Source organism: Ensifer sp. VA4 (genome assembly GCF_055710065.1).
The window spans coordinates 1-12,643 of record NZ_JBVQPO010000032.1 but is presented as its reverse complement, the minus strand read 5'-3'; the positions used below and the strand labels follow the sequence as shown (position 1 = coordinate 12,643).

Sequence of the window (12,643 nt, the reverse complement as noted above, 5' to 3'; positions counted from 1 at the left end):
GCGTCAACAAGCTCTACGCCGTTCCGGCCGCACTTGTCGCCTTCGTGCTCGTCATAGCCTTTGGCGTCGAGATCCCAGAAGGAGCCCTATCCTCCCTGTCTTCGGCGCTGGTGCCGACGGTCGAATTCGTGACCCCACAGTTCAACATCGCGGCCATGGTCAGCATTGCCCTGCCGCTCTTCATCGTCACAATGGCCTCGCAGAACATCCCCGGCATCGCGGTGCTGAAGGTCAACGACTATCACCCGGCTCCCGGACCGCTGTTTGCGACGACCGGTGTCTTCTCCGTGCTGAGCGCACCCTTTGGCGGTCATGCGGTCAATCTTGCGGCGATCACGGCTGCCATGTGCGCCGGCAGCGATTCCCATCCCGATCGCGGCAGGCGCTACTGGTCGGCGATCAATGCCGGCGCCTTCTACATTCTCTTCGGCCTGCTCGCCGGCGTCGTCACCACCTTCGTCAGCCTGGCGCCCTCCATCCTGATCGAGGCGGTCGCCGGCCTCGCCCTCGTCGGGGCCTTCGCCAGTTCCGCCATGGCCGCCTTCACCGAGGCGAAGACCCGCGAGGCGGCGGCCATCACCTTCCTGGTCACCGCCTCCGGCGTCAGTTTCGGTGGCATTTCCGGCGCCTTCTGGGGGCTGATCGCCGGCGGGCTGATGCTGGCGCTGGCGCGCCTCACCCGCAAAAAGGCCTGAACCCGCGGCAAAGCTTGCATTTGCGGGCGATCTCGTCTATGCACCGCGCGTCCGCGTAGACACCCTTGGAGGCAACGCGGATGAAGCCCATGCGGCTTCGGTTCATCCGGCATGCCGGATGAGCTCTCCAGATTTAGACATAGAAAGGTCTACCCATGAGCCACGCAACTTACGAGCTCAAGGCCGAGACGCGCGAACGGGTTGGTAAGGGGTCCTCCCGTGAACTTCGCCGCAACGGTCTTATCCCGGCTGTCATCTACGGTGACAAGCAGGCCCCCCTTTCCATCGCACTCTCCACCAAGGAAGTGACGATGAAGATCCACGCCGGCGGTTTCATGACCACCGTCGCAACGATCGACGTCAACGGTGAAAAGATCCGCGTCCTGCCGAAGGACTACCAGCTGGATCCGGTCCGCGACTTCACCATGCATGTCGACTTCCTGCGCGTCTCCAAGGACAGCCAGGTTACCGTCGAAGTTCCGGTTCACTTCGTGAACGAAGAAAAGTCCCCGGGCCTGAAGGCTGGCGGCGTTCTGAACATCGTTCGCCACGAAGTCGAGCTCAACGTTTCGGCTGACGACATTCCGGAATTCCTGACCGTCGATCTCTCCGGCCTCAAGGTCGGCGACGCCATTCACATCTCCAACATCAAGCTGCCGAAGGGCGCGACCCCGGTTATCGCCGACCGCGACTTCACCGTTGCAACGCTTGTTGCTCCGGCTGGTGGCGTGAAGGAAGAAGCCGAAGGCGAAGCAGAAGCCTGATCGGCTTCCGGGTGACTGGCGAAAGGCCAGTCCCGCCGCACTTCATCGAGAGCCCGTCCCATTCGTTTGGGGCGGGCTTTTTGCTTTGGTTCACAGGCCGCTCGCCACACGGCGCCACCATCGCATCCCATCATTTATCACGAAACGATTTCAGCAACATTTAAGGTTTTGATGATGTCCTTCTGGCGGGGAAACTGGGGCTCAGACTGAAGAGAATCCGAATATGAGATGCGTGGCAGCACCTTCTGAGGCGTGCATCCGATGATGCACTCCGTGGAGAACCGATTTATTGCGATTGTCTGTGGCGCAATGCTCGTTTTCATTGCCCCGCTGCTCGTTCTCTTCCTGAGCATTTCCGGCGACCGCATTGCACGCGAGCGGATTCACAACATAGAACTATTGATGGCCGCAAGCGCCGAGGCGCTGGGCAAGCCGATCTGGGATTTCGACAGCGACGGCATCAAGCACATTGCTCGCTCGCTGATAAACGGCACCGATATCCTCTCCGTCACCGTGCGCGACCAAACCGGCTCGATCCTCGCCCAGATGCCGCTTGGCGGCGCCGTGCCCGGCACCAAGGACCGGATCCTCGGCCTGCCCATTTCCTATCAGTCCATGGATGGAATGAAGGAGGTCGGCCGCATCGAAGTGAGAGTACCGACGCCCGGCCTTCTGTCGCAGTTCAGCAAGGATGAACTGGCGATCCTCGCCATCCTGCTCTTCGCCGTCGCGATCGTCTTCGCCGCCGCACTCGTCGGCAATCGCTTCACGGTGATGCGCCCGCTGATGCGCCTGACCGCAGCGATCGAGGCGACGCGCCGGCTCGGATCACGCCACCGCGTCGACTGGACCTCCGATGACGAAATGGGCGCGCTTGCCGCCAACTTCAACGAGATGCAGGACCGGCTCGAGCGCGAGGAGACGGAACTGAAAAACGCACACGAACGCGTGACCGACATCTACAACCTGACGCCGGCCATGCTGTTTTCGCTCGACGTCGACGGGCGCCTGCTCGCCGTCAGCGACTATTGGCTGCTGGCGACCGGTTACGATCGCGACGACGTCATCGGCCGCGACTTCGTCGACTTCATCGACCAGCACTGGCACGAGACCTATCGCACTCACGCCAAGACGATCGCGGTCGGCGATCATGAGATCCGCGAGGTCACTGTCCCGTTCCGCAAGGCGAACGACGAGCTGATGACGGTACTGATCCAGGAAACGAAGGCGACCGGAGAAGGCAGCCTGTCGCTCTCGGTCATGACCGATGTCACCGCGCTGAAGCAGGCGGAAAGCCGCAACCACACCCAGGCGATCACCGATCACCTCACCGGCCTGCTCAACCGCCAGGGGTTCGAGGCAGCACTCGACGACGCGATCCGCCAGGCCGACGATTGCGCCATGCAACTCGGCTGCCTGTTCATCGATCTCGACCGCTTCAAGTGGATCAACGACAATTTCGGTCACGCAGCCGGCGACGACGTGCTGCGGCACACGGTCGAGCTCATCCATGACGCGCTGCGCCCCGGCGACATCATGGCCCGTCTCGGCGGCGACGAATTCGCCATCCTGATTTCCGACAGGGACGCCGCAACGCTCGCGAGCGAGATCGGCGAGCGCATCGTTTCGACGCTCCGCGAGCCGATGCCGATTGCCGGCAACGAACTCCTCGTCAGCGCCAGCGTCGGCATCTCGGTCTACCCGGCCCATGCGGAAAACGCTTCCGACCTGCTGCTCAAGGCGGACATGGCGATGTATGCGCGCAAGCACGATGGCAAGAACGGCCTGAAGCTGTTCGATTCCAGCATGCTCGACGCCTCCCGCGAACGCCATGAGATCGAACAGTGCATCGAAGCCGGGCTGAAGGACGACCACTTCGAGGCCTGGCTGCAGCCGATCGTCAGCCTTGCCGACGGGCAGATCGCCGGCTTCGAGGCACTGATGCGCCTCAACCACCCGGAAAAGGGCCTGATGCCGCCGGGCAAGATCATCGGCATCGCCGAGGAAACCGGCACGATCGCGCGCATCGGCGATCGCATCCTCGAGAAAGCAATCCGCAATTTGGCAGCGATCTCCGAGCTGGACGGCACGCAGGATACCTATCTGGCCGTCAACTTCTCGCCGTTGCAATTCGAGCTGACGCTGCCGCACAAGCTCGCCGCCCTGCTGCTGAAGCACCATATTTCGCCGAGCCGGATCGTCGTCGAGATCACCGAAGCCGTGCTCATGCTCGACAATCCGGAAGTGCATGCGGTGCTGAAGCAGCTCAACGAATTCGGCTGCCGCATCGCGCTCGACGATTTCGGCACCGGCTATTCGTCGCTGAGCTACCTCAACCGTTTCCCGGTCGATATCGTCAAGGTCGACCAGTCCTTCACCCGTTCTCTGAGCTCAGGCACCGCCGACATCCGGCGCAAGAGCCGCATGCTGATCAAGGGCATCCGCACCATCTCGCACCAGATGGGTTGCACCGTCGTCGCCGAGGGCATCGAGACGAAGGAGCAATGGCAGCTCCTGCGCAAGCTGGGTGTCGATTGCGGCCAGGGCTATCTCTTCAGCCGGCCGATGCCGATCGAAAGCATGTTGAACATGCTGGAAAGCGACTCGGAAGCAAAGGCGGCGACGGCCGCAGGCAAGCGGGCATGATGTTCGCCGCCAGCGGCCACGATCCCGATGGAGGTTCGGGACGCGGACATATTCCGCGGACATCGCAACAGGCGGCAAAAGGAGGAAGGCACGTGAAGGCGCTGATCCCATTATTTTTTCTCGGTCTCTTCACGACCGCGCAGGCGCAGACGATCAGGTTCGTCACCGAGGAGTACCCGCCTTACAATTTTTCGACCGAGAACGGTCCGAGCGGCGCCGCCGTCGACCAGGTCAAGCTGATCATGGAGCGGCTGAAACAGCCTTACACGATCCAGGTCCTGCCCTGGGCGCGAGCCTTCATGCTGGCCGAAACCGATCCCGCCTATTGCGTTTTCACCACCGGCCACGACGCCGAACGCGACAGGAGGTTCCAATGGGTCGAGCCGCTGCTCGTCGATCACATGGTGATGGTTCGCCATACCGGCTCCGATATAGCGCCGAGTTCGCTGGAAGCGGCGCGTCAATACATCGTCGGCACGCAGCGCGAAGACTTCTCCGCAACCTATCTCAGGGATCACGGCTTTCCGAAGATCGACTATGCCGCCAACCTCGATTCCAGCCTGAAGAAGCTGATCGCCGGACGCGTCGACCTGCTGATGACGTCGCAAAAGACCTTCGAGATCATGCGCGCCGAGGGCAAACCGGTCGAAGCGGCGCTCGTGCTCGAGGGCAAGCTCTATGGCATCGCCTGCAACCGCGACGTATCGCGCGTAACCGTCGCCGCGATGCAGCGCGAACTCGATCGGTTGGTCGGCAACGGCACCCAGGACGAGATCTTCAAGCACTACGGCCTGACGCCGAATGCCAGCCTGCATGCCGAGAAATAAGCGTTGACTTCCCCCTGGCACGATGATTTTGGATGGCCCCACCCCGAAATCATCGACGCGTGACGAGATGCTGATCATCGCAGGGCTTGGCAATCCAGGTTCGAAATACTCCGCCAACCGGCACAATATCGGCTTCATGGCGGTCGACGTCATCCACCGCCGGCACGGCTTTTCCTCCTGGTCGAAGAAGTTCAAGGCCGAGATCGCCGAAGGCGAGATCGCCGGCGAGCGCGTGCTCTTGATGAAACCGCAGACCTTCATGAACCTCTCCGGCGAGGCGGTCGGCGAGGCCATGCGCTTCTACAAGTTGCAGCCGAAGGACATCACCGTCATCTATGACGAGCTCGACCTGCCCGCCGCCAAGGCGCGGCTCAAGGTGGGCGGCGGCCATGGCGGCCACAACGGCATCAAGTCGATCGACGCTCATTGCGGCAAGGACTATCGTCGCCTGCGCCTCGGCATCGGCCATCCCGGAGTCAAGGACCTGGTGCACGCCCATGTGCTCGGCGATTTCGCCAAGGCCGACCAAGCCTGGCTGGTGCCGCTGCTCGACGCCATAGCCGACAATGCCGACATGCTGGTGCGCGGCGAGGATTCCCAGCTTCTGAACAAGATCGCGCTCGCGACCGGCGGCAAGCCGGAGGCAGACGAGCCCGAAACCCCGAAGAAGCAGGGCGCGCAATCGCACATCCATCAGGCCCGCAATTCAGCCCAGCCGAAGAAGCTGCCGGCGACCGGCCCGATGGCCGACATGCTGAAGAAGATGTTCGGCTCGAAGGGCGACTGAGCTCGCCTCTTCCCGCGTGCACCGGAAGCATGATCCCGCGCGGATCCGCCTCCGCGGCCCCCACCGAGACGGCTTGGTTCGGTTCGACCACGGCGGGGCCGACATCCTCATCTAGGCTGCCCTGTGGGCTGCGAGGAAGATCCGCACCGCCTCCTCCGCATGCGCTTTCAAAGCCTCCGGCGCTGGAATGGCGCCATCGCCGAGCAGCATGGCGTCGTTCACCGGTCCACCCATGACGAGCCAATTGAAGAACCCGCCGGCGGCCTCAGCGTCCTTCACCCGGATGTCGCCCTTTTCGCCATAGCGCTTGAAGGCGGCCGCAAGCCGCCTGATCGAACGCATCGGGCCGCGCTCGTGCAGTGCTTCGCCGAGCTGTGGAAAGCGCTCGACCTCGGCGATCACCAGGCGCCGCACCTGCATCAGCCGCGGCGTCATCACGATCGTCAGCAACTGGGTGGCATAGTCGAGCAGGAACTCCTCGATCGGCTCATCGCCGTCAGGGTCGGCGACCTGTTCCTGAAACGCGTCGCCGGCGCCACCGGTCATGCTGCGCACAACTTCCAGGAACAGCGCCTCCTTGCTCTGGAAATGGGAATAGACCGTCTGCTTCGACACGTCAGCGGTCGCCGCGATCTCATCCATGTTGGTGCCGAGAAAGCCGCGCTTCAGGAAGAGATCGCTCGCCGCCGCCACGATCGCCCTGCGGGTGCGCTCCATGCGCGTCTTTGCGCCGTTGCTCAAACCTGCCCTTCCCCCTGCCTTACATCGCCAAATCACTTGCCACGCAGGATAGGCCAGTCGGATTGACAAATCAAACTGGACGGTCCAGTCTAATTAGCGAAATGGGACCGGGGGAGAACCATGGTCAAGCCGCAAGCAAGAAATCGCATTGCCGCCTGCCGCTGCGGGCTGGTTGCCTTTGAAGCCGTCGGCGAGCCGATCGTCGGCGCCGCCTGCTACTGCACCAGTTGCCGCACCGCCGGCGAGCGCTTCGAGGCCCTGCCCGAAGCGTCGCCGGTGCTGGAAGCCGATGGCTCGACGCGCTTCGCGCTCTACCGGAAGGACAGGATCCGCTGTCTCAGGGGCAGCGAGCTTTTGCGCGAGCATCGGTTGACGCCCGCGGCTCCGACGCGCAGGGTCATTGCGAGCTGCTGCAACGCCGCCATGTTCCTCGAATTCAAAGGCGGCCACTGGCTGAGCGTCTACAACCAGCGTTTCGCCCCGGATGACCAGCCGCCGCTGGAAATGCGAACCATGACGAAAGATCGCAAGGCGGGCATCGAATTCGCCGACACGTTGCCGAGCTACAAGACCCATTCGGGCCGGTTCATGTGGCGGCTGCTGAAGGCCTGGGCAGCAATGGGCTTCAAGGCGCCGGCGATCGACTATGTGAAAGGCGAGGCCAATGGCATCCGGGACTGAGAAGATCGAGATCGAAAACATCGCCTCGCCCGGCCACAAATACCGCGTCGACCGGGTAAAATACGAGGCAATGCGGGAAGCCCTGCTCACGGTGCTGCCACCGGCCGCGCCGGGGCTGACCGTCGCGGAAGCGAAGGATCGGCTCTTGCCGCTGTTGCCGCAGGACCTTTTCCCCGGGGGTGCAAAGGCCGGCTGGTGGCTGAAGGCGGCTCAACTCGACCTCGAAGCCAAGGGCACGATCGAGCGAGAAGCGACCAAGCCGCTTCGTCTGCACAAGAAGGCATAAGGCAAGCCGGCAGCAGTCGGGCATCCTCGGCACCGGCCGCTATTCCTCGGGCTCTGTGGTGAAGAGCAAAGGAAAACCCGCTTCCTTGGCAAGGTCGGTCGCCGCCTTGGCCTTGGTTTCCGCAATGTCGCGCACACAGACGACGACCACCGAAGTGCCCATCTTGTGCGCCGTCATCATCACGCGATAACCGGCCTCCTCGCTCATATGGAACACGGCCTTGAGCACGCCGACGACGAACTCGCGCGGCGTGTAATCGTCATTGAGCAGCATGACCTTGTAAAGCTTCGGCCGTTCGAGCTTCGGCTTTACCTTCACTTTGACTTTTCTGGCAACCTCGTTGTCACTCATCGGAACCACCCCGTTGATGACAGAAAGAACGGCACGACCGCTACCGCATGGTTCCTTAAATCGAAATGGATTCAAGGACAGATCCGTGCAGCAGATCTCAGTGTTGCGGCGGCCTCTCTAAGATCGCGCGCCGCACGACGCGCACTATCCTATGGGCAGGCGCGCCGATCAAGCAAAAGCCGGGCTTCAGTCACGGCCTGTCAGTGGCCGGGCCGGTGGCCGACGAACATTGTCGCTGCCTCGTCGTAGGAGCGGGCTCGCTCCAGCGCCGCCTCTGGCGTCTGCTTGCGCGCAAGAAGCGCATGATAGAAGCAATGGACGAAGAGCGGCGCATCGGCCCCTCCGGGCGAGCCATCGGGAGCGACATAGAGCGCTGCCCCTCCCTTCTCGACCATGGCATCGGCGAAGGCCTTGCCGCCGGTCTCGCAGCAGGTGCTGAGAACGATCTTGCCATCGAGCCTGGCATGCTCGGCGACCACCGAGGGCGGCAGGCTGCCCTCGACCAGCATCGAGGTATCGATATCCGCGATGTGGTCGCCGAAGACGAAACCGTTTTCGTCACCGTGGCCGCAGATGATCAGATGCTGGTGGACGAGTTCACCGCCAGCGATAAGGGTCAGGAAATCTTCAGGCGTTCCCGGCAGATGCAGCGTGACGACGGCGCCAAGGCTCTCCAGCATGGAGCGGATCAACAGGGCCTCCAGCGTGTCGCCGATATCGACGACGGCCACCGGCACGCGCGGGAACATGAACTTCTGGTCGATCAATGCGGGCTCCCCGGAATTTTTTCGCTGCCTCGACAGGGCCGGTGGAATTCTAAGACGCATATGCGGCCCAAAGGTCGCGCGTTCAACGGCGCAATCCCCTTATTTACCGTGAACGGGGCGTGCGCCCTTGACCAGGAGGCGCCCTTCCCGCATAGCCACGCCAACGGAATTCTTAAGATACGGACGAGACCCCATGGGCTTCAAATGCGGTATTGTCGGACTGCCGAACGTCGGCAAGTCCACCCTCTTCAACGCGCTCACCAAGACGGCGGCCGCGCAAGCTGCCAACTATCCCTTCTGCACCATCGAGCCGAACACCGGCGAAGTGGCAGTGCCGGATCCGCGCATGCGCAAGCTTGCCGAAACTGCCAAGTCGAAGGAAATCATCCCGACGCGCATCTCCTTCGTCGACATCGCCGGCCTGGTGCGCGGCGCGTCCAAGGGCGAAGGCCTCGGTAACCAGTTCCTCGCCAACATTCGCGAAGTGGACGCCGTCGTTCACGTGCTCCGCTGCTTCGAGGATGACGACATCACCCACGTCGAAGGCCGCATCCACCCGGTCGCCGACGCCGAGACGATCGAGACCGAGCTGATGCTGGCCGACCTCGATAGCCTGGAGCGCCGTACGGAGCAGACCCGCAAGCGCGCCGTCGGCAAGGACAAGGAGTCGATGGCCCAGCTTCCGATCATGGAGGCTTCGCTGAACCTGCTGCGCGAAGGCAAGCCGGTCCGCACCCTGCTTTCGAGGCTCGACGCCGAAGAACTGCGCATCCTGCAGGGGCTGAACCTCCTGACCGCGCATCCGGTTCTCTATGTCTGCAACGTCGCCGAAGGTGACGCCGCCGACGGCAACGAGCACACCCGTGCCGTCGCCGAAATGGCGAAGGCCCAGGGCGCCGAGTCCGTCGTGATTTCGGCTGCCATCGAGTCGGAAGTGGCGCAGCTGCCGGATGAAGAGGCCAAGGAATTCCTCGCCGCGCTCGGCCTGGAAGAAGCCGGTCTCGACCGCCTGATCCGCGCCGGCTACAAGCTGCTCGACCTCATCACCTATTTCACCGTCGGCCCCAAGGAAACCCGGGCCTGGACGATCCAGCGCGGCACCAAGGCGCCGCAGGCCGCCGGCGTCATCCACTCGGATTTCGAACGCGGCTTCATTCGCGCCAACACCATCGCCTATGACGATTACATCGCGCTCGGCGGCGAAACCGGTGCCAAGGAAGCCGGCAAGGCGCGCGACGAAGGCAAGGAATACGTCGTCCAGGACGGCGACGTCATCCACTTCCGCTTCAACACGTAAGTGTTGCGGCGGTCTTGCGCGACACGCACAGGATCAAAGGCCCGGCGCGATGCAAAGAGTGTAGCGCGCGACGAACTCGGCACTACGGCGCGACATGCAACCGCGCCGCAATCGTTTCCGGCAGCAGGTCCATGACCAAGCGGCGCAGTCGCTGCCGGAGGATGCCGACGACGTTGAGGCCGGCATCCAGCCGTCCCGCTCAAATCGATTCCGCTCCGCGAAATTATGCAGTAGGTAAGGCGGCAACAAATCAGACCGGGGCCACTCAAGCATGCTGTATTTCGAGGATTTTTCCGAAGGGCGGCGCTTCGACTACAAACCCGTCGAGATGAAGCCGGCGGAGATGATCGCCTTCGCCAGCGAATTCGACCAGCAGCCGATGCATCTCGACGAGGAAGCGGGAAAACGCAGCATCCTTGGCGGTCTTGCAGCTTCCGGCTGGCACACAAGCGCCGTCGGCATGCGTATGATGCTCGACGCCTTCATGGGCAACTCGACGTCGCAGGGCTCACCCGGCATCGACTTCATGGACTGGAGGAAACCGGTTATCGCTGGAGACGTCCTCACCGGTTTCAGCCTCGTGCTCGAGGCGCGGCGCTCGCGGTCGAAGCCCGATCTCGGCATCGTCAAGTTCCGCAACGAAATCACCAACCAGGCGGGTGAGCCCGTGGCGATCTCCGAATGCACGGTTCTCTTTCGCGCCCGCGAGAAGGGCCCGGCCTGATGATGACGATGGAAGAATTTTACGCCGCCAGGGCCAAGACCGCCATCGGCAGCCTGACTTTCACGGCCGAGGACATCGTCCGCTTCGCTCGCGACTTCGACCCCCAGCCTTTCCATCTCGATGAAGAAGCGGCGCGGCATTCGCTGTTCGGCGGGCTCTGCGCATCGGGCTGGCATACCTCAGCCGGATGGATGCAATGCTTTGTCCGGTTCTGGAAAGACGAGCAGCGCCGGCTTGCCGCCGAGGGGCTGCGCGCACCGAACCTCGGCCCATCACCCGGCTTCCGCGACCTCAAGTGGCTGAAGCCGGTCTATGCCGGAGACACCGTCACCTATTTCGTGACCTTCCTCGCAAGCCGCTCGCTCAACTCGAAACCCGGCTGGCGGATCAACACGATCCTGTGCGAGGGCGACAACCAGCATGGCGAGGCGGTGATCCGCTTCGAGAGCAAGGTGATCGAGTTCGTCTGATGCGGCGATGGCCGCCCCGCTACAGCGCCATGCTTCTCTTAAGAGGCGCCAAGATCGCTGCAGCACCTTGAACTGTCGCGCCTCCATAAATTTGCCGCTGACCAGAGGTAGACTCTCCGTTCGCAACTGAGGTCGCGCGCCGTCGGCCGCGTCTCCGGCGGTCCGAGGGTGATGAACCGCTCGTAGCGGAGGAGCAGCCATGGAAAAAACCCATGTCCGCGAACTGGCGGACGAATATATGCGTCTCGGCGGTCACCGTCGTGTCGTCATAGACGACAACCAGACATCGGTCAGAAGCTGGGAAGAAGAGCCGCCGGAAGCCGAACGCTTCTGGCAGAAGGAAGTGGAAACACTGCCACCGGCAACACAGCGTGAAGTGCAGCTGATGTTGCGGACGATCAATCGGTTCTAGCGCGGAGACGAGAAAGAGGTGCAGCTCTCGCCCGCTCTACGGCGCCGCGCGTCTCGTCACACGCGCGAAGGTCGCCGATTTGCTGCCTCTCTTCGTCCCCAAATCGAGGTCGATCCAAGGCGACATGCAGGAATCGCTGGACTGATCAGTGGCCTTCGAATTCGATCAGCGTCCGGACATTGACGCCGAGCGCTTCGAGCTTCTTGCGGCCGCCGAGTTCGGGCAGATCGATTACGAAACAGGCCGCTACGATTTCGGCGCCCATCTGCTTCAGAAGCTTGGTAGCGGCTTCCGCCGTGCCGCCGGTAGCGATCAGGTCGTCGACGAGGATCACCTTTTCACCCGGTCGGATCGCATCCTTGTGCATCTCCATCTCGTCGACGCCGTATTCCAGGCTGTAGGCGATGCGCACGGTGTCGTGCGGCAGTTTGCCCTTCTTGCGGATCGGCACGAAACCCGACGAAAGCTGGTGTGCAATGGCGCCACCGAGAATGAAACCGCGCGCCTCGATGCCGGCGATCTTTTCGATCTTCGTACCGGCGTAGGGATGCACCAGCTCGTCGATCGCGCGGCGAAAGGCGCGTGGATTACCGAGCAGCGTGGTGATATCGCGAAACATCACGCCCGGCTTCGGATAATCTGGAATGTTCCGGATGGCGGAGATCAGTTCCGATTGAACGGTGGTGGTCATGGGCAAATGGGCCTTTGCGTCTCTTGTTACCGCAAACCCATAACACCATCAGCACGCTTGTCGATAATGCTTTCTTCTCGCGCGCCCGGCTGGAACAATTTGGCCGCCTCGGGGGTTGATGCTACTCTATTTTGCGCGGTCGCCCGGCTGGCGCACCGCGCTCTCGCATCAAACTCACACAAGGAAGGAAGCACCATGCGCCTGTTTGAATGCGGTTCACTCGTCCCGGGTTGCGAATGGCACACGCGCGCCGACAACGATGCCGAAATCGTGCGCCGCGTCGTGGAGCACATGCGCGAAACGCACGGCGAGACGATCATCCGCGAAAACATGATCGAAAACATCAAGGCCCGGATCACCGACGAATCCAAGGCGGCCTAGGGCGAATCGACATTCACTGGAGCCAACTCATTGCGGCGACGAGATAGAGGAAGCCTTGGAAGTGAATGGTTCTACGGTCGTAGCGCGTGGCGAAGCGACGAAAGTGCTTCATCCGATTGAAGC

At 62.4% G+C, this 12,643-nt stretch carries 16 protein-coding genes; 12 read left to right on the top strand and 4 right to left on the bottom strand.

Translation table 11 applies throughout. The annotated features are described in order from the left end of the window. The 5 genes from AC0C6X_RS29850 to pth all read left to right on the top strand — a co-directional run. A partial coding sequence (locus tag AC0C6X_RS29850) for a benzoate/H(+) symporter BenE family transporter (RefSeq protein WP_472956634.1) occupies window positions 1-695 on the top strand: 695 nt, incomplete at its 5' end. A gap of 155 nt (window positions 696-850) precedes the next feature. After that, on the top strand, window positions 851-1,459 hold the full coding sequence (locus tag AC0C6X_RS29845; protein ID WP_173517393.1) for a 50S ribosomal protein L25/general stress protein Ctc: 609 nt from the start codon (window positions 851-853) through the stop codon (window positions 1,457-1,459). A gap of 261 nt (window positions 1,460-1,720) precedes the next feature. Next, window positions 1,721-4,105, top strand: a complete 2,385-nt coding sequence (locus AC0C6X_RS29840) for a putative bifunctional diguanylate cyclase/phosphodiesterase (RefSeq protein WP_173517394.1) — start codon at window positions 1,721-1,723, stop codon at window positions 4,103-4,105. Window positions 4,106-4,197: 92 nt separating this feature from the next. Further along, a complete protein-coding gene (locus AC0C6X_RS29835) occupies window positions 4,198-4,932 on the top strand; it encodes a substrate-binding periplasmic protein (protein ID WP_472956632.1) in 735 nt (244 codons plus the stop codon). 67 nt (window positions 4,933-4,999) lie between these two features. Beyond that, a complete protein-coding gene (gene pth, locus AC0C6X_RS29830) occupies window positions 5,000-5,719 on the top strand; it encodes an aminoacyl-tRNA hydrolase (RefSeq protein WP_173517396.1) in 720 nt (239 codons plus the stop codon). Between the two features lie 111 nt (window positions 5,720-5,830). On the opposite strand, the gene AC0C6X_RS29825 is transcribed toward pth, so the two are convergent. Further along, window positions 5,831-6,460, bottom strand: coding sequence for a TetR/AcrR family transcriptional regulator (locus AC0C6X_RS29825; RefSeq protein ID WP_246304323.1), 630 nt, complete (start codon window positions 6,458-6,460; stop codon window positions 5,831-5,833). Window positions 6,461-6,580: 120 nt separating this feature from the next. Between AC0C6X_RS29825 and AC0C6X_RS29820 the strand changes: the two genes are divergently transcribed. Next, a complete protein-coding gene (locus tag AC0C6X_RS29820) occupies window positions 6,581-7,141 on the top strand; it encodes a GFA family protein (protein WP_472956629.1) in 561 nt (186 codons plus the stop codon). Continuing rightward, the gene (locus tag AC0C6X_RS29815) at window positions 7,125-7,427 is read left to right on the top strand and encodes a DUF6958 family protein (RefSeq protein WP_173517397.1); all 303 of its coding nucleotides are present in this window, start codon (window positions 7,125-7,127) and stop codon (window positions 7,425-7,427) included. The genes AC0C6X_RS29820 and AC0C6X_RS29815 overlap by 17 nt, the downstream gene beginning before the upstream one ends. Before the next feature lie 39 nt (window positions 7,428-7,466). Here AC0C6X_RS29815 and clpS read toward each other — a convergent pair whose 3' ends face one another. Together clpS and AC0C6X_RS29805 are read right to left on the bottom strand one after the other, a co-directional pair. Beyond that, a complete protein-coding gene (gene clpS / locus AC0C6X_RS29810) occupies window positions 7,467-7,778 on the bottom strand; it encodes an ATP-dependent Clp protease adapter ClpS (RefSeq protein WP_057253114.1) in 312 nt (103 codons plus the stop codon). Between the two features lie 200 nt (window positions 7,779-7,978). After that, a complete protein-coding gene (locus AC0C6X_RS29805) occupies window positions 7,979-8,545 on the bottom strand; it encodes a hypothetical protein (RefSeq protein ID WP_472956627.1) in 567 nt (188 codons plus the stop codon). A gap of 193 nt (window positions 8,546-8,738) precedes the next feature. On the opposite strand from AC0C6X_RS29805, the gene ychF reads away from it, so the two are divergent. The 4 genes from ychF (at window position 8,739) to AC0C6X_RS29785 (ending at window position 11,448) form a co-directional block, all read left to right on the top strand. Further along, window positions 8,739-9,842: a redox-regulated ATPase YchF gene (gene ychF, locus AC0C6X_RS29800; RefSeq protein ID WP_472956625.1), complete on the top strand. Its 1,104-nt coding sequence runs from the start codon at window positions 8,739-8,741 to the stop codon at window positions 9,840-9,842. Between the two features lie 271 nt (window positions 9,843-10,113). Next, window positions 10,114-10,566, top strand: coding sequence for a MaoC family dehydratase (locus AC0C6X_RS29795; RefSeq protein WP_472956624.1), 453 nt, complete (start codon window positions 10,114-10,116; stop codon window positions 10,564-10,566). After that, complete coding sequence (locus AC0C6X_RS29790; protein WP_472956622.1) at window positions 10,566-11,036, top strand: MaoC family dehydratase; 471 nt, start codon at window positions 10,566-10,568, stop codon at window positions 11,034-11,036. Before AC0C6X_RS29795 ends, AC0C6X_RS29790 begins: the two co-directional genes overlap by 1 nt. A 199-nt stretch (window positions 11,037-11,235) precedes the next feature. Continuing rightward, window positions 11,236-11,448, top strand: coding sequence for a hypothetical protein (locus AC0C6X_RS29785; protein WP_173517402.1), 213 nt, complete (start codon window positions 11,236-11,238; stop codon window positions 11,446-11,448). Between the two features lie 145 nt (window positions 11,449-11,593). On the opposite strand, the gene AC0C6X_RS29780 is transcribed toward AC0C6X_RS29785, so the two are convergent. Continuing rightward, entirely contained in the window at window positions 11,594-12,139 is a 546-nt protein-coding gene (locus tag AC0C6X_RS29780) for an adenine phosphoribosyltransferase (protein ID WP_247958524.1), read from the bottom strand. 195 nt (window positions 12,140-12,334) lie between these two features. Between AC0C6X_RS29780 and AC0C6X_RS29775 the strand changes: the two genes are divergently transcribed. Further along, window positions 12,335-12,520 carry a DUF1059 domain-containing protein gene (locus AC0C6X_RS29775; protein ID WP_173517404.1) on the top strand — a complete coding sequence of 62 codons (186 nt, stop codon included), beginning with the start codon at window positions 12,335-12,337 and terminating at the stop codon, window positions 12,518-12,520. Window positions 12,521-12,643: the final 123 nt, after the last annotated feature.

Excerpts from the sequence above, each read along its gene's own strand:
- AC0C6X_RS29845 (WP_173517393.1), top strand. The coding sequence starts at position 851 with ATGAGCCACGCAACTTACGAGCTCAAGGCCGAGACGCGCGAACGGGTT.
- AC0C6X_RS29840 (WP_173517394.1), top strand. The coding sequence starts at position 1,721 with ATGATGCACTCCGTGGAGAACCGATTTATTGCGATTGTCTGTGGCGCA.
- pth (WP_173517396.1), top strand. The coding sequence starts at position 5,000 with ATGCTGATCATCGCAGGGCTTGGCAATCCAGGTTCGAAATACTCCGCC.
- AC0C6X_RS29820 (WP_472956629.1), top strand. The coding sequence starts at position 6,581 with ATGGTCAAGCCGCAAGCAAGAAATCGCATTGCCGCCTGCCGCTGCGGG.
- AC0C6X_RS29815 (WP_173517397.1), top strand. The coding sequence starts at position 7,125 with ATGGCATCCGGGACTGAGAAGATCGAGATCGAAAACATCGCCTCGCCC.
- clpS (WP_057253114.1), bottom strand. The coding sequence starts at position 7,778 with ATGAGTGACAACGAGGTTGCCAGAAAAGTCAAAGTGAAGGTAAAGCCG.
- ychF (WP_472956625.1), top strand. The coding sequence starts at position 8,739 with ATGGGCTTCAAATGCGGTATTGTCGGACTGCCGAACGTCGGCAAGTCC.
- AC0C6X_RS29795 (WP_472956624.1), top strand. The coding sequence starts at position 10,114 with ATGCTGTATTTCGAGGATTTTTCCGAAGGGCGGCGCTTCGACTACAAA.
- AC0C6X_RS29790 (WP_472956622.1), top strand. The coding sequence starts at position 10,566 with ATGATGACGATGGAAGAATTTTACGCCGCCAGGGCCAAGACCGCCATC.
- AC0C6X_RS29785 (WP_173517402.1), top strand. The coding sequence starts at position 11,236 with ATGGAAAAAACCCATGTCCGCGAACTGGCGGACGAATATATGCGTCTC.
- AC0C6X_RS29780 (WP_247958524.1), bottom strand. The coding sequence starts at position 12,139 with ATGACCACCACCGTTCAATCGGAACTGATCTCCGCCATCCGGAACATT.
- AC0C6X_RS29775 (WP_173517404.1), top strand. The coding sequence starts at position 12,335 with ATGCGCCTGTTTGAATGCGGTTCACTCGTCCCGGGTTGCGAATGGCAC.